This window comes from Citreicella sp. C3M06, assembly GCF_018860705.1.
Classification (GTDB): Bacteria; Pseudomonadota; Alphaproteobacteria; order Rhodobacterales; family Rhodobacteraceae; genus Salipiger.
Window position 1 is genome coordinate 79,591 of sequence record NZ_JAHKQA010000042.1, and the last position, 18,050, is coordinate 97,640.

Here is an 18,050-nt window from a genome sequence, read left to right on the forward strand (position 1 = left end):
AAGGGGGGCACGGCGCGTGTTTCTGTGAGCGCGGCTACTGGATGGTGATTTCGACGCGCTGGCTTTCGCCGGTGGAGCCGGGGATCTTGAGTTCATAACGGCCGGGCTTGATGGCAAGGAATTCGATCTCCATCGTGCCGGCCTCGTCGAATTCTACCGATTCAACGCCGAAGGGGCGGATTTCAAGCCCGTTGATCACCACCTCGTTGATCCAGATCGCCCGGAAGAAGCCCGAGCCTTCGAGGCCCAGCTCGCCCGAGCCATCGGCGGTGATTTCGACTTCGTAGAGCGTGCCGGATTTCAGTGTGATCGGGGCGTCTGCAAGGGGCTTGCCAACCGACAGTGTGATCTCGGGCATATCTTCCTTGTTGGAGTTCGACAGCACGCCGGCGAAGCCTAAGTCATGGGCGGCGGCGGGCAGGGCAGCGAGTGTCAGAGCGGCGGCGAGAAGGGCTGATTTCATGGCTGGGATCCTTCAGACGAGGTGGGGAACGAGCGTGGCAGGGCTGCCGCGCAGTTCGAGAACCCTTGCGCCGAGGCGGGTGGCCTCGGATCTGGCGTGGGTGACGAAGAGGGTGGCGGGGCGGTGCTCGGCGATCAGCTCTTGCGTCAGTTGCAACATCTGGTCGGCGAGGTCTTGATCGAGCGAGACGAAAGGTTCGTCCATGATCAGCAATTCGGGGGCACCGGCAAAGGCGCGGGCCAGCGCGAGGCGGCGTTGCTGGCCAAGCGACAGCGCGCGGGGGAAAGCATCACCGCGCCCCGCGAGGCCGACACGGGCCAGCATGTCGTTCGCCGCGCGCCCGGTCAGTGCAGGGTGGATCAGCGTCAGGTTTTGGGCCGCGCTGCGCCATGGCAGCAGGGTCGGTTCCTGAAACACCATGGCAATGCGTTCGGGGCGGCGGACGCTGCCATCGAAGTCGCGATCGAGCCCGGCGACGATGCGCAGCACCGTCGACTTGCCGATGCCCGAGGGCCCGACCAGCGCCACGGTCTCGCCGCGGGCGACGGTGAAGACAATATCGCGCAGCACCTGCACCGGCCCGAAACCTTTGGCGCGGATCTCGGCCTGTAGTGGCGGTCTGTCCATATGCAGGCTGCGGGGGGGCGTCATCGCCTGAGGGTGGTGCGGATCGGGGGTCATTGTATCTCTGCGAACAGGCCGGCGGGGACGTGATCTGCCTTGCCGACCAGCTCTGCGCCGCCAAGTTCCCCCATCAGCGCCAGCAGCCTACCTGCCGCCGCCGCGTCGACCCGCCCGCGCGCGGGGACACCGGCCAGCCAGTCGCCGCGCAGCTGGTCGAACTGGGCCTCATTGGCCGCGTTCATCTGTGGGCGGATCGCATCCCATGCGGCGGGATCGGCGAGCATTTCCTTGGCGTCGCGGCTGGCGTCGTAGAAGGCCTGCGCAAGGCCGGGATGGGCGTCGAGGAAGCCTTGCTTGAAGTAATAGCCCAGCAGCGGAACGTCTGGATCGAGGCCAAGCGCCGTGGCGGCGGTCTCGACCGAGATTAGCTCGCGCATCCCGGCGGCCTTCATCTTGGCGAGGAAATGCCAGAAGTTGATCGCGCCAGCGTAATCGCCGCCAAGCGCCGATTTGAAGATCAGCGGCGGCGCGCCAAAGACCTGTTCCGTGTCGGCCTTGAGATCGAAACCCTCTTCCTGCCGGGCATAGGCGCGCAGGATCAGCCAGGATTTGTCGAGCGGCCCGCCTGCGATACCGATCTTGCCGCCCTGAAGATCCTTGAGGGTCTGGGCGGGCGAGTCCTGCGCCACCACCACGGCGCCGACGGCGCGGGAATAGGGGATCACCACGTAATCCTTGCCCTCGGCACGCTGGCGGGCGACCCAGATCCAGTCGGCGACGGCCATGTCGGCAGCGTCGCCTTCAACCGCGATGCGGGTGGCGCCATTGTCGGCATAGGGCTGCATCTCCAGCTTGAAGCCGTGCTTTTCATCGAGCCCGTTGTCGATGATCGTCGAGAGTTCCCAGTTCACCGTGCCGATCTGAAGCGTGGCGGCGCGGATCACCGGAAGATCCTGCGCAAGGGCGCTGCCCGCAAGGCACAGCGCGGCTATACTCAAAGCGAGTCGGTTCAGCATTTGTCTGTTTCCTCCCACCGGCTTGCGCCGTCCCGTCTGCATCTTGCCGACAGCGCGGCGGCTGTCCACCCGACCAAAGGCGCAGACGGATGCCCGGTCGAGACGCACTTGTCGGCCCTCAGTCCGGGGTGACCACCACGCCCCAGGGTTGCTGGCCCACCGGGATCGACTTTATGGCCTTTTCTTTCGCCACGTCGATCACCGTGATGTCGTTGGAATTGCCGTTGGTGGTCAGCAGGTAGTCTTCGCCCGGGGTAAAGGCCATCTGCCAGACCCGTTGGCCGACCATGATGTAATCTTCAACCTCGAGGCTTTGCCCGTTAATCACCGCGACGCGGTTGGCCGGCCCCAGCGCCACGAAGATGCGGCTGCCATCGCGGGTGATGCGCACGCCGACCGGTTGCAGCCATTCCGGCAGCACTCCGGGCACGTCAAAGCTGATCTTTTGCGACAGGGTCGGGGTGCCGTCTTGTGCGATGTCGATCACGCTCACCGTGCCGCCGATTTCCGAGGACACGAACAGCCGCGTGCCGTCGGCGGTGTATTCGGCGTAGCGCGGGCGCTGGTCGACCAGCACATTGTGCTTGATCTGGTAATCCGCCGTCGAGATGAAATGCGCCATGTTGGTGGTTTCCGACGTGTTCACCACCCATTGCTGGTCGGGCGAGATCGCCATGCCTTCGGGTTCCACGCCCACCGGGACCTCGGCAAGGATGCGATGGGTCTGCGTGTCGGTCACCGTGACGAGGTTATCGTCTTCGTTGGCGATATAGAGCGGCGAGCCGGTCGGGTGGATCACGAACAGCTCGGGGTCGGGCCCCGAGGGCAGGGTATAGAGCTCTTCGTAGCTGAGCGTGTCGAACACCCGCACCGTGTCGTCATCCGAGGCGCAGACATACAGCAGCGTGCCATCGGGCGACAGGGTGATGCCGCGCGGGCGGTTGCCGCCGTTAAATTCCTCGATCACGCTCCATGTGTCGGTGTCGATCACCGAAATGGTGTTGCCGCGCTCGTTCGAGACAAAGGCCTTGCCGGCAAGCGCGCCCGAGGCAGCAAGGCAAAGCGCGGCGGTCAGGATCAGTTTCATCTTTGTGTCCTATTCGAAAGCGGTGCAGTTGGATTCCGGCTCGTCCAGCCCGAGCGTGTCGAGCGGCGAGACCCGGTGCAGAAAGCCATCCTGCGGCGAGACGCTGACGGTGATGCGCCCATCATAAAGCAGGATCGGCTGGCGCAACTGGCCGTTCCATGGCCGGAAGGTCACCTTCTGCCCCTTGAACGCCGCCAGCTCGAAATCTTCCGAGAGCACGTAATCCTCGATCACCGCCGGATCATTCGAGGAGGTGCGCGTCACCGCCTCGCCCAGAACGCGCAGGGCAAGCCATGTGTTGAAATCCTCGTCCATCACGTGGCGCCGGGTCAGCGTCTCGAAGCGGTTCTGGAACTGGGTCGCGCCCCAGGCTTCATGCGCGCCGTGAATGGCGACCGGGCGCAGGCCGGCGCTGCCGAGAACCGGGCGCGGGGTCCACAGGTGAAAGGGCAGGTACGCGGCGAAGTAATCCGTCGCATCGGCGGCGATCACCACGTCATGCGCCTCGGCCCCTTGCAGAAAGGTCGGCAACTGGCGCTGCACCAGAACATGGCCTGAATCGGTGCGCCGCGCGCCGCCGGTGTCTTCGAAAATGCGTTCCTCGACGATGGTCGCGCCGAATTTCGCGGCCGCGTGGCGGTATGCGTCGGCCAAGGCGCGGTCGGCGGGGTTCGATCCGGACACGAGGAACCAGCGTTTCCACTGTTTCCAGATTGCGAATTGCGCCACGGCGTCGGCCATCATGGCATTGGACGGGGCGATGTGCAGCAGGTTGGCGTGGCAGGCCTCGCTGCGCAGCGCCGCGTCGGGGGCGCGGCTGTTGAAGATCAGCGCGCCATCCTGCGCGGCGCGCTCGGCCAGCGCCGCGATCTCGGGCGCCTTGGCATCCACCACCACGTAGCGGATGCCCGTGCCAAGCATCTCTTCGAGCGCCGCCATCGCCATGTCGGGGGCGGTGCTGGCGGTCACGGTTTCATAGCTATGCCCTAGAAAGCGCCCGGTGGTGGCGTTGTCCTCATCGGCCAGCATGGCCCCGGCAAAGGCAAGATCATCGGGGCGGATGTCATAGCGCGAGATCGGCAGCAGGGCGGGGTAATCGACCCGCAACACCCCGGCCCGGATGTCGAGCGCCTGAGCGCCAAAGGCAATGCTAGCAAACGCCGCGGCGAGCAGCGGCAGGGCTTTTGTCTGCAATGTCTCCTCCCATCGCCCCTGGTGCGGGGCGTCCTTGTGCCTGCCCGAAACCGGCGAAGTCGCCGGGCCTGAGGCCCCGAAGCCTGCCCCTCCCCGGGCGACTTCGGAACCAATACTTCCGGATCGGTTGCGAGACCGAGGGTAGCGGGCGCACCTTTGGACGCGAGTCTTAATTTCTGAGAAGGCGCCGATGCTTGCCCGTTTGACCTTGGTACTGATGAGCCTTGCCATGCCCGCCGTGGCGGGTGGCAAGGTGGCGTTCTTCGGGCTGAGCTATCTCGATGATAGCCTTCAGACGCAGGAGCTGGGTCAGGACCCGGCAGAGCTGCAACGCCTTGCGATGCTGACGCAGATGGTGCGCGATCGCTTTACCGCCGCGGGCTACGATCTGGTCGATCTGGCCCCGGTTCAGGACAAGCTCGACGGGGTGACGAACCCGGCGAAATGCTATGGCTGCGACACCCGCATGGCAGCCGAACTGGGCTCCGATTTCAGCCTCGTCGGAGAGGTGCAGAAAGTGTCGAACCTGATCCTGTCGATGAACCTGCAGATGCGCGCAGCATCCACGGGCGAGATGGTGAAAGGCCGCGTCGTCGATATCCGTGGCAATACGGATGAAAGCTGGCGGCGGGGCATGGAGTACATCCTGCGCAACACGTTCTTCAGGGAGGAGCACGAATGAACAGACGAAGCTTGCTGGCCACGGGGGCGGTGCTTGCACTGCTGCCGGGCGCCGCACTGGCGCATGGGCCAACCCGGCAAAAGATCACGCTGACTGCCGAGGTCTCTGCCGATCCGGCCGAGGTCTGGGCTGTCATCGGCAATTTTCAGGACATGGGCTGGCACCCGGCGGTGGTCTCGCAGGAGGGGCAGGGAGGCAATGACATCGACGCGACCCGCAGCCTGTATCTGAGCGATGCCGGTCGCGAGGGGCCCCGGATCGAGGAGGTGCTCTACAAGTATTCCGCCGAGAAGATGTCCTACAGCTACCGCATCACTGATGTGGCGGTCGAGGTGCTGCCGGTGACCAATTACAGCTCGCACCTGACGGTGACGCCGCGCGATGGCGGCGGATCGGTGGTGGAATGGCGCGGCGCGTTTTATCGCGGCTATCCCAACAACGATCCGCCCCCCGAGCTGAACGACGAGGCCGCCATTGCGGCGGTCAGCGCTGTCTATCAGGCGGGGCTGGATGCGCTGGTCGAGACCCTTGGTGCGCCTGCCTCCTAGCGCCGGGCTGCTGGTTCTGGCACTGGCGGCCGCCACGTCCGCCAGCGCCGACCTCGCCTTTGTGACCTGCCAGGCCGGCGATGCGCGGAGCGTCGTCGACACCGTGTCGCAGGCTGAAATCGCCCGGTGGGAGGTGCCCGGAAAGCCGGCCGGAGCCGCTGTTGCGCCGGGCGTGGTCTATACGGTTTCGCCGGACGACAAGACCGTGCGGCGCTGGTCGCCCGAGGGCGCGCTGCTGGCATCGCAGGCGCTGGATGGCGGCCCGATCGGGGCGGTCTTCGATGCGGCGCGGGGGCGGTTGTTCGTTTCCGACAGGTACGATGCGCGGGTCTTTCTGATGGATGATCCGCCATGAAAGCCGTTGTGCTGGTGATGCGACTTGCCGCGCAGGTGCGGTAAACCTGAGGTGCTGTGCGCGCGCACAGCGCTGTGCCAGCGGCATCCCCGCCTGCACCAAGATGGATATGGCGGGTTGTTGACGGCTGGCGGTGCAGGGGGGCGCTGCCCCCCGCGCGATGCGCTCCCCCCGGGATATTTCAGGCCAGAAGAAGGCCGGGGCCGCGCCCGGTATCGGAACGGATGTGCATGCGGTGCGTTATCCCCTTGCTTTGCCACGAGGACCGCGCCCGATGACTGTTTATCGCCACTCCGCCACGCAGCAGGATCCCGATACCCCCTATGACGAAGCGCCAGCGGGCGGCTGGGGATCGCTGGAGGGCATTGCACAGATCGCTGGCGAGGCAAAGCCGTCGGCTGTGGCGATGAAGATTCTTGGAACGTTGAACAAGCCGGGAGGGGCGATGTGTTCGTCCTGCGCCTGGGCCAAGCCCGCCAAGCCCGGTCCGGTGGAATTCTGCGAGAATGGTGCCAAAGCGACCTTGTGGGAGCTGGACCGGCGGCGCGCCGACGCGGCGTTCTTTGCCGATCACACGCTCGAAGAGCTGAAGGGTTGGCACGACCACGATCTGGAAAGCGCCGGGAGGCTGACCGAGCCGTTGCGCTATGATGTGGCGCAGGATCGCTATGTTGCCACCAGCTGGGACGACGCCTTTGCCGCCATCGGCGCCGAGCTGCGCGCCATGGAGCCGCAGCAGGCGGTGTTCTACGCATCGGGGCACGCCGGGCTGGAGGCGTCGTATCTTTATGCGCTCTTCGCCCGCGCCATGGGGCATCAGAACCTGCCGCAAAGTTCGAACATGTGTCACGAGACGACCTCGGTGAACCTCAAGACCTTCATCGGCACCCCGGTCGGCACCTGCACGCTTGAGGATTTCGACCATTGCGATGCGATCTTCTTTTTCGGTCAGAACACCGGGAGCAATTCGCCGCGCTTTCTGCACACTCTCAAGGCGGCGGTGGACCGGGGCTGTCGGATCGTGACCTTCAACCCGGTGCGCGAGCGGGGATTGATCGAATTCGCCGATCCGCAAAGCCCGGCGCAGATGACGCTGGCCCCGGCGACGAAGATGTCTCGGCAGTATTATCAGGTGAAGCCGGGCGGTGACATCGCGGTGATTGCAGGGCTGATCAAATGCGTGCTGGCCGCCGAAGAGGCCGTGCCGGGCGTCATCGATCACGAATTCATCGCCCAGCACACGCAAGGGATCGACGCAATGCTCGAGGCGGTGCACGCCGCCACATGGCCCGAGATCGAGCGCGAGTCTGGCCTGAGCCGCGCCATGATCGAACAGGCCGCCGAGGTCTATCTGTCCGCCGGGCGCAGCATTGGCATCTATGGCATGGGGCTGACCCAGCATGTGAACGGGTGGCTCAACCTTGGGATGCTGGTCAACCTGCTGCTGCTGCGCGGCAATATCGGCAAGCTCGGGGCGGGAATTTCGCCGGTGCGCGGCCATTCCAATGTGCAGGGGCAGCGCACCGTCGGGGTTGGCGAGAAAGCCGGGTATATGCCGGCGGACAAGTTGAAACAGCTCTTTGACATCGACGCGCCCAAGCAGGACGGGCTCAACGCGGTGCATGCCTGCGAAGGCATCCTTGATGGCAAGGTCAAGGCGGTGATCTCGCTGGGCGGCAACCTGTTGCGCGCGCTTCCCGACCGGGAGCGGCTGGAAACGGCTTGGCCGCGTCTGCGTCTTACCGTTCATGTCGCGACCAAGCTCAACCGTTCGCATCTGGTGCCCGGAGAGGTGAGCTATATCCTGCCCTGCCTCGGTCGGGTCGATCGCGACAGGCAGGCAGGCGGCGAACAGGCGGTGTCAATGGAGGACACGTTCAGCCATATCTATGGCTCGCTTGGCGGGGCCGAGCCGCCGTCTGACACGGTGAAATCCGAACTGGCCATCGTCGCGGGCATGGCCGAGGCGACGCTCGATCCGAACCCGGCGCTGAAATGGCGTGAGTGGACGGCGAATTACGATCTCGTGCGGGATCTGATAGAGGCGACCTTCCCGGATGATTTCGCGCAGTTCAACCAGCGCCTGATGCAGCCGGGCGGGTTTTATCGCGGCAACCCGGCGCGCGAGCGCGTTTGGAAGACCGACAGCGGCAAGGCGCAATTCACCGCGCCAACCACCCTGTCGGCGCTGGGGCAGGCCCCCGGTGCGGGTATGACATTGATCACCCTGCGCTCGAACGATCAGTTTAACACAACGATCTACGGCTTTTCCGACCGGCTGCGCGGGCTGAAGGGCAGCCGCATGGTCGTGCTGATCAACCGCGCGGAAATCGACCGGCTCGGCCTTGCCGAGGGGCAGCAAGTGGCGCTTGAAACCCTTGTGGAGGACGGAGTCCACCGCCAGGTCGATGGGCTGACGGTCACCCCATATGATCTGCCGGACAGCTGCATCGCGGGCTATTACCCGGAACTGAACCCGCTTGTGCCGCTGGGCTATCACGAAAAGAACTCGGCCACGCCCGCCTACAAGGGCACCCCGGTGCGGATCGTTCCATGACGCATGAGGCCTTTCCCGCGCCGCTTTCGGGCGCTACTCTGGCAAACCGGGGCGCTTCCCCGCGCGGAGGACTCTTGCGCATTTTCTGGATCATCTGCGGCTCGCTTGCACTGGCGCTCGGGGTGCTGGGCATTGCGCTGCCGCTGCTGCCGACCACGCCCTTGGTGCTGCTCGCCGCCTTCTGCTATGCGCGCGGGTCCGAACGGATGCACCGCTGGCTGCTGCGCAACCGTGTCTTTGGGCCAATGATCCGCGACTGGCATGCCGAGGGCGCAATCTCGGCGCGGGCCCGTACGCTCGCGGTGGGCACCATGGGCGGTGTCTTCGCCATCGGTCTTGCACTGGGGCTGCCGTGGCAGGCGCTGCTGTTTCAGGGGGTTGCCATGGGCGGCGCGGCGATTTTCATCCTCACCCGCCCGCTGCCGAAGCAAGGCAGCTAACGCGCCGCGCCCGATCTTCATCTTGCAAGATAAACTCCGGGGGGGTGCGCGTAGCGCGGGGGGCTGGCCCCCCTCGACCTTTGCCGATGGCGCTATTGCACAGGCTCTTTGGCAGGCTTTCCGGGGGCCGTGCGATAGATCAGCGCAGCCTCCGCCGCCGCATGGGCATCGGCGCGGCTCTGAAGATCGACATGATGCGCAGACTTGACGCAGACCGGGTCCGTCGCCCCGGCATCCCCGGCCAGCGCCATCGCCTGACAGCGGCAGCCCCCGAAATCCACCTCTTTGCGGTCACAGGAGGCACAGGGCTCGGGCATCCAGTCGGTGCCGCGATAGGCGTTGAATGCTGTCCCGTTTTCCCAGATGTCAGCAAGGCTGCGGTTTTTCACATTGTCAAAGCGCAGGTGCGGGATGGTTTGCGCCGCATGGCAAGGCAGCACCAACCCGTCGGGCGCGATGTTGAGCCCGGTCGAGCCCCAGCCGCCCATGCACCGCTTGGGATAATCGGAATGATAATCGGCGGGCACATAATCGATGACCAGCTTGCCCTTCAGGGCGCGCCGGGCCTCGGTCACGATGCGCGTCGCCTCGGCGGCCTGCGCGCGGGTGGGCATCAGCGCGTCGCGGTTCTTCAGCGCCCAGCCGTGGAACTGCACGGTGGCGACCTCGATGCGGCGCGCGCCCATCTCGACGGCCATCTCGATGGCGCGGGGCAGCTGGTGCAGGTTGCGCCGATGCAGCACCGCGTTCAGCGTCAGCGGAAAGCCAATTTGCCCGATCCACTCGGCGACTTGCATCTTGCGGGCGTAGCCGCCCCGATACCCGCCGATCTCGTCGGCCATTTCGGGTGTGGTGCCTTGCAGGCTCAGCTGCACATGATCGAGCCCGGCGGCATCCAGCGCCTGCAGACGTTTTTGCGACAGGCCGATCCCCGAGGTGATGAGGTTGGTATAAAGCCCTGCCTCCCGTGCCGCCTGTACCAACTCTTCAAGATCGCGGCGGCTGGCGGGTTCGCCACCCGACAGGTGCAGTTGCAACACGCCGATCTGCGCCGCCTCGGTGAACACGCGCACCCAGTCGGCGGTACCGAGTTCGCTGTCTTGACGGGCAAGATCGACCGGGTTGGAACAATAGGGACAGGCGAGCGGGCAGCGGTGGGTCAGCTCGGCCAGCATCGCGATGGGCGGGCGTGGCTTGGTCATGGCTTGGCTTTCTTGCGACGCGCCGGTCACAGGACCGGTGCGGATCTGAAAATCGAGTGTGCGGCCTCAGGAAAGATCGACAAAGCGGCGATCGTGCAAGGCCCCGAGGAACCCGGCGGCATCCTTGGCGATCTGCTCTGCGGGCGCTTGATAGCGGGCGGCGAGGCTGGCGGTGATGTCTTGCAGGCTCTTGACGCCGTCGACCTCGGACAGGATGGCATGGGCGATCTCGTCCAGCGTGACAGTGCGTTCGGGGGCCAGCAGCACCCATGTGTCGCGCACGGCATCGCGGTGAATGCGCACGCCGCGCGGCAGAAACGGAATCTCCTCGGGCTGCATCATGCGGCTCTGCCGCGCGCCAGCCCTTCGCCAGGTTGCCATGCGCCGGGGGGGATGCGCTGTTCGACATAGGCCCCCCAAAGCGCATCAAGCTGCGCCCAGAGCACATCCGTCTTAAAGGTCAGGGCGGCGGCGGCCATGTCCTGCTTTTCCTGCGTATCGGCATGGTCAAGCACCCAGCCAAGGCCAAAGGCCACGTCCTTGGGCGCTTCGTTCAGGCGGTTGCGGAAATAGCTCAGCGCGCTGTCATCGGCAAAATCGTAATGGGCTAGCAAGCCTTCGATGCGGTTGGCGTGGATCTTTGGCGCGAACAGTTCGGTCAGCGAGGCGGCCACCGCTTCAAGCAGCGTCTTGTCGCGCACATAGCGCACATAGGCATCCACGGCGAAACGGGTGGCCGGCAGCACGCCCCGGCGCGCGGCGACGTAATCACGATCCAGCCCCACCGCATCGGCAAGGCGCAGCCAGCGGCGGATGCCGCCCTCGTTCTGCTCGGTGCCGTCGTGGTCCTCGATGCGGCTCCGCCAGATGCGGCGCAGGTCCGGGTCTTCGACGCGGGACATAAAGGCGGCGTCCTTGATCGGGATCGAATGCTGATAATAATAGCGGTTGATCACCCATGCGCGCACCTCGTCCGGGGTACACTGCCCGCCGTGCAGGCGGTGATGGAACGGGTGCTTGTCATGATAGCGCTCGGCGCCGATCTGGCGCAGCCGGGCTTCGAAATCCTGCCGCGATTGGCTCATGAGGTTACCTCCATACCGTCGCATCCGATGGTCCAGCCCGCGGCTTCGGCCTGCGCCCGTTCGGGCGCGCCGGGGCGCAGCACCGGGTTGGTGTTGTTCATATGCACATAGACCTTCTGGCCGATGCTCAGCCCGTCAAAGGCGGCAAGCGAGCCGTCTTCGCCGCTCATCGACATATGGCCCATGCGCTTGCCGGTTTTCTGGCCAAGCCCGGCGCGGATCATCTCGTCGTCGCGCCACAGCGTGCCGTCAAAGAACACAAGGCTGGCGCCTTGCAGCCGCGCGCGCAGATCCTGCGGCAGCAGGGCGCAGCCGGGAATGTAATAGGCGGTGTCCCCGCCCGCTTGCAGCGCCACGCCAACGGTCTGCTCGCCGATCACGTCGGTCTGCACCGTCTCGCCTTCGAGGTAAAGCGGCACCTTGCCGGGCACGGCGAACAGCGTCGCGCTCAGGCCGGGGGCCAGTTCGAACGGCGTGTCCAGCGCGATGGGCTTGCGCGGCACCACCGCCGCGTTGACGGCGTTGAAGATCGGGTTTTCCGCCAGCACCTGGTGGATGCCGGGCGTGGCAAACAGGGCAAATGGCTGCATTTCGCGCAGCGTCAGCAGGCCCGCCACATGGTCGATGTCGCCATTGGTCACCAGTACCGAGGTCAACGGCATGTCCCGCAGCCCGGTCGGGTGCAATTCCGGCGTCGCCGCCAACTGGGCGCGAATGTCCGGCGAGGCGTTCAGGATCGCCCAATTCGTGCCATTGGCCGAAACCGCCAGCGAACTTTGCGTCTGGGGCGGTATCTCGCCCGCCCGGGCGGCATTGCAATTGGGGCAGCCGCAATTCCATTGCGGCAGGCCGCCGCCGGCCGCTGCCCCAAGGATACGCGCGCGGATGGTCATGCTACGTCTCCCGCGCGCGCCGCTTGATCAGAACAGGACGCCGTCGTCGTGCTCGGGGCCGTACATGTTGATTTCCATGCCGCACTCGATCTCGCGGATAACGGGTTTTGTCCAGGCCATCGTCTTTCCTCCTCAGGTTCAGACAGGGGTTTCGTATCTGGCAGACTGCCAAATTCAAGGCAGGGTGCGCGAGTCTTATATTGTAAGAGGGGCTAAGACCTTGGTCGGCACCTCGTTCAGGGATGTGGGCCTTCGGCGGCCTTTTTCAACTCTTCCGAAAACTCGCGGCGCAGCTTGCGCCGGATCGCTGCGGCGCGATTGCGCTTGGCTTCGGCCTCGGTAAGGATCTTCAGCTCGGGCACTGCCTTCGGCTTGCCGGACTCGTCGACCGCGACCATGGTGAAATAGCACGAATTGGTGTGGCGGCGGGTGCCCTTGCGGATGTCTTCGGCCTCGACCCGGATGCCGATTTCCATCGAGGTGCGCCCGGCGTGGTTCACCGCGGCGCGAAAGGTCACCAGTTCGCCAACGTTGATTGGCTGCTTGAAGGTCACCTGATCCACCGACAGAGTCACGGCATAGCAGCCGGAAAACCGCGAGGCGCAGGAAAACGCCACCCGGTCGAGCAGGTTCAGCAGCGCGCCGCCGTGCACCTTGCCCGAGAAATTGGCCATGTCCGGGGTCATGAGCACGGTCATGTCTAGCTGGCGGGGGTCCATTGGCGGGGCTCCTGTTGTGAGGTCACGGAATTTCGATAGGATGTGAACGGCTTGCAGGGCAAGCGCTTTCGGTGCGGCCTAGCGCCGGGGGGCGGTGCCTTTCAAGCAAAAGCCGCGATGACGCTCGGTGACGATCTCGAAGCCGAAATCGCAGGCAGGTCGGAGTTTGCGGCGCAGATAGCCGATATAGACATCCACCACATTGTCCGAGGCCGGCTCCAGGCCCCAAAGCGTTTCAAGGATCTGTTGCCGGGGCAGCACGGTGCCCGCGTGTTCGGCGAGCAGCGCCAGCAGCGCGAATTCCCGGTCGGTCAGCTGAACGCTGCGGGTCTGCGTCGCCAGAGTCTGGTCAGTGGAGGACAGCTGCGCCGGGGCGGGGCGCAGGGCGGCGGCGCGGCGTTGCTGTACCTTCAGCCGCGCGACCAGCTCGTCGAAGGCAAAGGGTTTGATCACGTAATCGTCGGCCCCCGCCTCCAGCCCTTCGGCGCGGTGATCGACATCCGACAGCGCCGAGAGCATCACCACCGGCAGGCTCGCGCCGTGCTGGCGGGCGCGGCGCACAAGCTCGATGCCGCTGTCTTCGCCCAGCATCACGTCGATCACCGCTGCGTCATAGTTGCCCGAAAGCAGGCGGGGCAGGGCGGTGTCGGCGCGGGCCTCGGCCTCGACCGCGTAGCCATGCAGGCCCAGCCCGCGGGCAAGGGCGGAACGGATTTCCGGGTCGTCGTCGATCACGAGAAGGCGGGGCGCGCGGGTCATGGGCACAGCTTATCGCGGCGTCAGCGGAAGGCGAGTCGTTATCCGCGTGCCCCGGCCATCGGCAACCGGAGAGGTCACGGAAATCGTGCCGCCCTGCGCCTCGATCACCCAAGCCGCCAGCGCAAGGCCAAGGCCAAACCCTTGCGCATTGCCGCTGCCGCCCTGCGCAAAGCGGTCCCAGATCCGGGCCTGATCCTGTGGCGCGATGCCGGGGCCAAGGTCGCTCACCTCGATTTGCGCCATGCCGCCGGAAGCCGTCGCCGACAGCGTCACCGCGCCGCCGCTGCGGGCGTGGCGGATGGCATTGCGCAGCAGCCCGACCAGCACCTGCCGCAGCCAGTTGCGATCCGCCATCACGCTCAGCGGCGCCGGGCTCAGCGTCAGTGTCATGCCCGCCGAGGCCAGCTCGGCCTTGGTTTCGGCGGCCACCTCGGCCAGCAGCACGGCAAGATCCACCGGCGCCGGGTCCAGCGCCAGCTGCCCGGTTTCCGAGCGCGCCACCCGCAGCAGATCGTCGATGCGCCGGTTCAGCCGCTGCGCGCGCGTCTCGATGGTGGCGAACGAGGGCAGCGGCTCGGCCCCCTGCCTGCCAAGCTGCGCTTCCATCAGGATCACCGTCAGCGGCGTGCGCAGCTCGTGCGAGATGTCGGCGAAGAACCGGCGGCGGTCTTCGTCGGCGCGCTCCAGCCGGGTGTTGGCGGCGCTCAGCGCGGCGGTGCGCGCGGCGATGGTGTCGTTCAGATCGGCGCGATCCTGCGCCACCGCCTCGGCCCGCGCCGCAAGCGCACGGGCCATGCGGTTGGTCTCGGCGGCAAGGCGACCGATCTCGTCGGCGCGCCCCTCGGGCAGGGCGACGTCGAAATCCTCGGCCTTGATGCGGCGGGCTGCGCCCAGCAGCGCATCAAGCCGGGCGAATTGCGGGCGCACCAGCCCGAAATACACGCCAAGCGCCAGCAGCAGCGCCGCCGCGCCAATCGCCAGCGCCAGCAGCGTCAGCCGGTGGCGCAGCCGGTCGATGCCGCCAAGGATGTCGGCGCGAAGACGGGTTTCCTCTTTCACCGCGTCTCCCAGCAGCGGCTCGAACCCTGCCGCAAAGGTATCGAGATGCGCCCGCAGCCGCGCCTTGTCGCCCGCGCCCAAAAGCCCAGAGAGCGAACTGCGGAACAGCGCTTCCATCCGCGCGATGGCCAGCGACTGGGTGGCCCGGCGCGATTGCGCATCAAGCCCCTGAGCTTGCGTCACCTCGCTGTCGAGCCCGGCGCGCAGATGGGCAAAGCTCTGGCGGACCGTCTCGGCCAGATCGTCGGTGCGGGCGGCGCGGGTCTCGGCGAGGGTGTCGGTCTGCACCATCTCGGTTGCGACCACCAGAAAGGTCGACACCTGCGTCGACAGCGCGGCATAGCCCTGAAGCCGCCGTTCCGCGCCAAGCGCTTCGTCGAGCCGTGTCGACACCTGCGCCATGCCCGCCACCAGCAGACCCGCCGCCAGCAGCGCAGCCAGCCCCAGCGCGGCAGAGGCCAGCCCCAGACGGGCCTTCAGGCTAAACGTGCGCACGTCGGTTTCCAAGCCATGCCTTGCAGGAGGGTCAATGCCACGCCTGTTCCCGATCTGCCCAATGTTCAATCAATTGCTGCATGTTTCAGCAAATTCAACTCATATTGCTGCGGTGCAGCAGGCCTCGCAGGCATCGTACATCCTTTTTTGAAATTTTCGGGTGACGCTTAACGTCTCTACGTCAACCAGAACTCTGAGGCTAGCATGATCGAACTTCTCTTTGTCACCTGCCTGTCGATGGCCCCCGACCAATGTCAGGAACGCAGCTTGCTGTTCACCGATATGAGCCCGATGGCCTGCATGATGGGCGCGCAGCCCGAACTGGCGAAATGGTCCGAGTCGCATCCGCGCCACATCGTGTCCGGCTGGAAATGCCGCAGCCTGCGCCCCGGCGAGCACGACGCCTGACCCCGATCACGCGGCCCTTGGGAGGGCCGGCCGCGTGATACTGCCCCGAAACGCCGCTTCCCGACCCTGATGGCTGCCCCGGCGATATGCCCCTTTGGCAGCGGTTGACCTTTCCCCCAGCTTCGCATCAGCATCCCCTTCGGAGGAAGGGAGGATCTTTGCTTGTCGACAGCGAAGATGGCATCACGCGGCCTTGTCACGGCGGTTTCGCTGGGTGGCCTTGCCGCGCTTTGGATCATGGCCGCAACGCTGAGCGATGATGCCAGCGTGCTGCCGCAACCGTGGCAATTGCTGCCCGCCTTTCTGCGCGCGCTTGGCAGCGGCGAGTTGGGGTTTCACCTTGGCATGACGCTGATGCGGGTGGTCTGTTCGTTCGGACTGGCGATGTCGGTGGGCATTGCGCTGGGGCTGGCGATGGGGCGGCTGCCGCGGCTCGATCGCTGGCTCGACCCATGGCTGGTGGTGTTTCTCAACCTGCCGGCGCTGGTGCTGATCGTGCTGTGCTACCTGTGGATCGGCCTGACCGAGACCGCCGCCATCGTGGCGGTGACGCTCAACAAGATCCCCAATGTGGCGACGGTGATCCGCGAGGGCGCGCGGGCGCTTGATCCCGGTCTGGATGCTATGGCGGGGATCTACCGGATGCCGTTCCTGCGCCGGATGCGCCATGTGGTGCTGCCGCAGCTGGCGCCGTTCATCACCGCCTCGGCCCGCTCGGGTGTGGCGGTGATCTGGAAGATCGTGCTGGTGGTGGAATTCCTTGGCCGCTCCAACGGCGTCGGCTTTCAGATCCACCTGTATTTTCAGCTCTTCGACGTGGCGATGGTGCTGGTCTACGCCTTCAGCTTCATCGCGGTGATGCTGGCGGTGGAATGGCTGGCGCTGCAACCCCTTGAACGGCGCGCAAGCCGGTGGAGGCAGACATGACCCTGACGGTCAGCGATCTTGGCTATGCCTACGGCGCCAAGCGGGCGCTCGATGGGGTCAGCTTTGCCCTGATGCCGGGGTTCACCGCGCTTCTGGGGCCGAACGGGGCGGGAAAATCGACGCTGTTCGCCCTGCTGACCCGGCTGTTCGTCACCCGCGAAGGGCGGATCTGCGTTGCCGGGCAGGACATGGCCCGCGCCCCGCGCGCCGCGCTGTCGCAGATCGGCGTGGTGTTCCAGCAACCGACGCTGGATCTGGACATGTCGGTTGCCGCCAACATGCGCTATTTCGCGGCGCTGCATGGCATTGCCGGGCGCGAGGCGTCGATCCGTGCTTCGCGGGCGCTCGAGCAGCTTGGCATGGCCGAGCGCGCGAATGAGCGGGCGCGCGATCTCAATGGCGGGCATCGCCGCCGCATGGAAATCGCCCGCGCGCTGATTCACGACCCCAAGGTGCTGCTGCTCGACGAGCCGACGGTGGGGCTTGATTTCAAGTCGCGGCAAGGGATCGTCGATCATGTGCATCAGCTGGCAGGGCAGGGGCTGACCGTGCTGTGGGCGACGCATCTGGTCGACGAGATCCGCGACAGCGACGGCGTGGTGGTGCTGCACCGGGGCCGCGTTCTGGCGCATCAGCGCGCGGAAACCCTGCGCGCGGGCCGCCCGCTGGCGGATGTGTTCATCGAGATGACCGCCTCGGAGGTGCCGACATGATCTATCTTGTCGCCATGCTGGCGATCATCCGCCGCGAGGCGATGCGCTTTGTGCGCCAGCGCTCGCGCTTTCTGGCGGCGTTGGTGCGCCCGCTGGTCTGGCTGGTGGTGTTCGCGGCGGGGTTTCGCGCCGCGCTTGGCCTGTCGATCATCCCGCCTTACCAGACCTACATCACCTACGAGGTCTATATCGTGCCCGGCCTGTGCGGCATGATCCAGCTGTTCAACGGCATGCAATCGTCGCTGAGCCTCGTCTACGATCAGGAGATGGGCTCGATGCGGCTGCTGCTGACCTCGCCGCTGCCGCGCTGGTGGTTGCTGCTGTCAAAGCTGCTGGCCGGGGCGCTGGTGTCGATCCTTCAGGTTTATGTCTTCCTTGCGGTGGCGGCGGGTTTTGGCATCACGCTGGATCCGTGGGGCTATGTGGCGGTGCTGCCGGCGCTGGTGCTGTCGGGGCTGATGCTGGGGGCGCTGGGGTTGCTGATCTCGTCGACCATCCGGCAGCTGGAAAATTTCGCGGGGGTGATGAATTTCGTCATTTTCCCGATGTTCTTTCTGTCGACGGCGCTTTACCCGCTGTGGAAGATGGCCGAAAGCTCGCAGCTCCTGCGCGATATCTGCGCGTGGAATCCCTTCACCCATGCGGTCGAGCTGATCCGCTTTGCGCTGTATCTGCACCCCAACCTCTGGGCGCTGCTCTGGGTCTGCCTGAGCTTTGCGCTGTTCTTTGGCGCTGCGGTGCTGGGATATGATCCGGCCCATGGCATGACGCGGCGGCGCAAGGGATAGACCATCCTGCGGCGCTAACAGCGCAAACAGGGCTTT

General features: G+C 65.7%; 22 protein-coding genes. 9 read left to right on the forward strand and 13 right to left on the reverse strand.

Features of this window, described 5'->3' with window-relative positions; all coding sequences use genetic code 11:
• Window positions 1-34: 34 nt before the first annotated feature.
• From KO516_RS09670 to KO516_RS09690, 5 genes are all read right to left on the reverse strand, one after another.
• A complete protein-coding gene (locus KO516_RS09670; protein WP_216003584.1) occupies window positions 35-463 on the reverse strand; it encodes a hypothetical protein in 429 nt (142 codons plus the stop codon).
• A 12-nt stretch (window positions 464-475) separates the two neighbouring features.
• Complete coding sequence (locus tag KO516_RS09675; protein ID WP_252737514.1) at window positions 476-1,090, reverse strand: ABC transporter ATP-binding protein; 615 nt, start codon at window positions 1,088-1,090, stop codon at window positions 476-478.
• Between the two features lie 50 nt (window positions 1,091-1,140).
• Window positions 1,141-2,103, reverse strand: coding sequence for an ABC transporter substrate-binding protein (locus KO516_RS09680; protein ID WP_216003586.1), 963 nt, complete (start codon window positions 2,101-2,103; stop codon window positions 1,141-1,143).
• A gap of 118 nt (window positions 2,104-2,221) precedes the next feature.
• The gene (locus KO516_RS09685; RefSeq protein ID WP_216003587.1) at window positions 2,222-3,190 is read right to left on the reverse strand and encodes a YVTN family beta-propeller repeat protein; all 969 of its coding nucleotides are present in this window, start codon (window positions 3,188-3,190) and stop codon (window positions 2,222-2,224) included.
• Between the two features lie 9 nt (window positions 3,191-3,199).
• Window positions 3,200-4,384 (reverse strand): ABC transporter substrate-binding protein, encoded by a 1,185-nt coding sequence (locus tag KO516_RS09690; RefSeq protein ID WP_252737510.1) that lies wholly within the window; start codon window positions 4,382-4,384, stop codon window positions 3,200-3,202.
• A 190-nt stretch (window positions 4,385-4,574) separates the two neighbouring features.
• Between KO516_RS09690 and KO516_RS09695 the strand changes: the two genes are divergently transcribed.
• The 5 genes from KO516_RS09695 to KO516_RS09715 all read left to right on the forward strand — a co-directional run bounded on the left by KO516_RS09695 (window position 4,575) and on the right by KO516_RS09715 (window position 8,966).
• Window positions 4,575-5,066, forward strand: coding sequence for a DUF3280 domain-containing protein (locus KO516_RS09695; protein ID WP_216003589.1), 492 nt, complete (start codon window positions 4,575-4,577; stop codon window positions 5,064-5,066).
• Window positions 5,063-5,614, forward strand: coding sequence for an SRPBCC family protein (locus tag KO516_RS09700; RefSeq protein WP_216003590.1), 552 nt, complete (start codon window positions 5,063-5,065; stop codon window positions 5,612-5,614). Before KO516_RS09695 ends, KO516_RS09700 begins: the two co-directional genes overlap by 4 nt.
• A complete protein-coding gene (locus KO516_RS09705; RefSeq protein WP_216003591.1) occupies window positions 5,598-5,969 on the forward strand; it encodes a YncE family protein in 372 nt (123 codons plus the stop codon). The genes KO516_RS09700 and KO516_RS09705 overlap by 17 nt, the downstream gene beginning before the upstream one ends.
• A 274-nt stretch (window positions 5,970-6,243) precedes the next feature.
• The gene (locus tag KO516_RS09710; protein WP_216003592.1) at window positions 6,244-8,526 is read left to right on the forward strand and encodes an FdhF/YdeP family oxidoreductase; all 2,283 of its coding nucleotides are present in this window, start codon (window positions 6,244-6,246) and stop codon (window positions 8,524-8,526) included.
• 74 nt (window positions 8,527-8,600) lie between these two features.
• The gene (locus KO516_RS09715; protein WP_252737511.1) at window positions 8,601-8,966 is read left to right on the forward strand and encodes a YbaN family protein; all 366 of its coding nucleotides are present in this window, start codon (window positions 8,601-8,603) and stop codon (window positions 8,964-8,966) included.
• Window positions 8,967-9,058: 92 nt separating this feature from the next.
• Here the strand turns inward: KO516_RS09715 and pqqE are convergent, their stop codons facing one another.
• The 8 genes from pqqE to KO516_RS09755 form a co-directional block, all read right to left on the reverse strand.
• Complete coding sequence (pqqE, locus tag KO516_RS09720; RefSeq protein WP_216003594.1) at window positions 9,059-10,168, reverse strand: pyrroloquinoline quinone biosynthesis protein PqqE; 1,110 nt, start codon at window positions 10,166-10,168, stop codon at window positions 9,059-9,061.
• 66 nt (window positions 10,169-10,234) lie between these two features.
• A complete protein-coding gene (gene pqqD, locus KO516_RS09725) occupies window positions 10,235-10,510 on the reverse strand; it encodes a pyrroloquinoline quinone biosynthesis peptide chaperone PqqD (protein ID WP_216003595.1) in 276 nt (91 codons plus the stop codon).
• The gene (pqqC, locus tag KO516_RS09730; protein WP_216003596.1) at window positions 10,507-11,253 is read right to left on the reverse strand and encodes a pyrroloquinoline-quinone synthase PqqC; all 747 of its coding nucleotides are present in this window, start codon (window positions 11,251-11,253) and stop codon (window positions 10,507-10,509) included. Before pqqC ends, pqqD begins: the two co-directional genes overlap by 4 nt.
• Window positions 11,250-12,146: a pyrroloquinoline quinone biosynthesis protein PqqB gene (pqqB, locus tag KO516_RS09735; RefSeq protein ID WP_216003597.1), complete on the reverse strand. Its 897-nt coding sequence runs from the start codon at window positions 12,144-12,146 to the stop codon at window positions 11,250-11,252. Before pqqB ends, pqqC begins: the two co-directional genes overlap by 4 nt.
• 27 nt (window positions 12,147-12,173) lie before the next feature.
• On the reverse strand, window positions 12,174-12,266 hold the full coding sequence (pqqA, locus tag KO516_RS09740; protein ID WP_040384855.1) for a pyrroloquinoline quinone precursor peptide PqqA: 93 nt from the start codon (window positions 12,264-12,266) through the stop codon (window positions 12,174-12,176).
• A gap of 116 nt (window positions 12,267-12,382) precedes the next feature.
• On the reverse strand, window positions 12,383-12,865 hold the full coding sequence (locus tag KO516_RS09745) for an acyl-CoA thioesterase (RefSeq protein ID WP_216003598.1): 483 nt from the start codon (window positions 12,863-12,865) through the stop codon (window positions 12,383-12,385).
• 78 nt (window positions 12,866-12,943) lie between these two features.
• Entirely contained in the window at window positions 12,944-13,624 is a 681-nt protein-coding gene (locus tag KO516_RS09750) for a response regulator transcription factor (protein WP_216003599.1), read from the reverse strand.
• 9 nt (window positions 13,625-13,633) lie between these two features.
• Complete coding sequence (locus tag KO516_RS09755; RefSeq protein WP_371742061.1) at window positions 13,634-15,178, reverse strand: ATP-binding protein; 1,545 nt, start codon at window positions 15,176-15,178, stop codon at window positions 13,634-13,636.
• Window positions 15,179-15,382: 204 nt separating this feature from the next.
• Between KO516_RS09755 and KO516_RS09760 the strand changes: the two genes are divergently transcribed.
• From KO516_RS09760 to KO516_RS09775, 4 genes are all read left to right on the forward strand, one after another.
• A complete protein-coding gene (locus KO516_RS09760; protein WP_216003600.1) occupies window positions 15,383-15,586 on the forward strand; it encodes a hypothetical protein in 204 nt (67 codons plus the stop codon).
• Between the two features lie 177 nt (window positions 15,587-15,763).
• Window positions 15,764-16,513, forward strand: a complete 750-nt coding sequence (locus tag KO516_RS09765; RefSeq protein WP_216003617.1) for an ABC transporter permease — start codon at window positions 15,764-15,766, stop codon at window positions 16,511-16,513.
• Entirely contained in the window at window positions 16,510-17,226 is a 717-nt protein-coding gene (locus KO516_RS09770) for an ABC transporter ATP-binding protein (protein WP_216003601.1), read from the forward strand. Before KO516_RS09765 ends, KO516_RS09770 begins: the two co-directional genes overlap by 4 nt.
• The gene (locus tag KO516_RS09775; protein ID WP_216003602.1) at window positions 17,223-18,014 is read left to right on the forward strand and encodes an ABC transporter permease; all 792 of its coding nucleotides are present in this window, start codon (window positions 17,223-17,225) and stop codon (window positions 18,012-18,014) included. Before KO516_RS09770 ends, KO516_RS09775 begins: the two co-directional genes overlap by 4 nt.
• The last annotated feature ends 36 nt before the right edge of the window (window positions 18,015-18,050 follow it).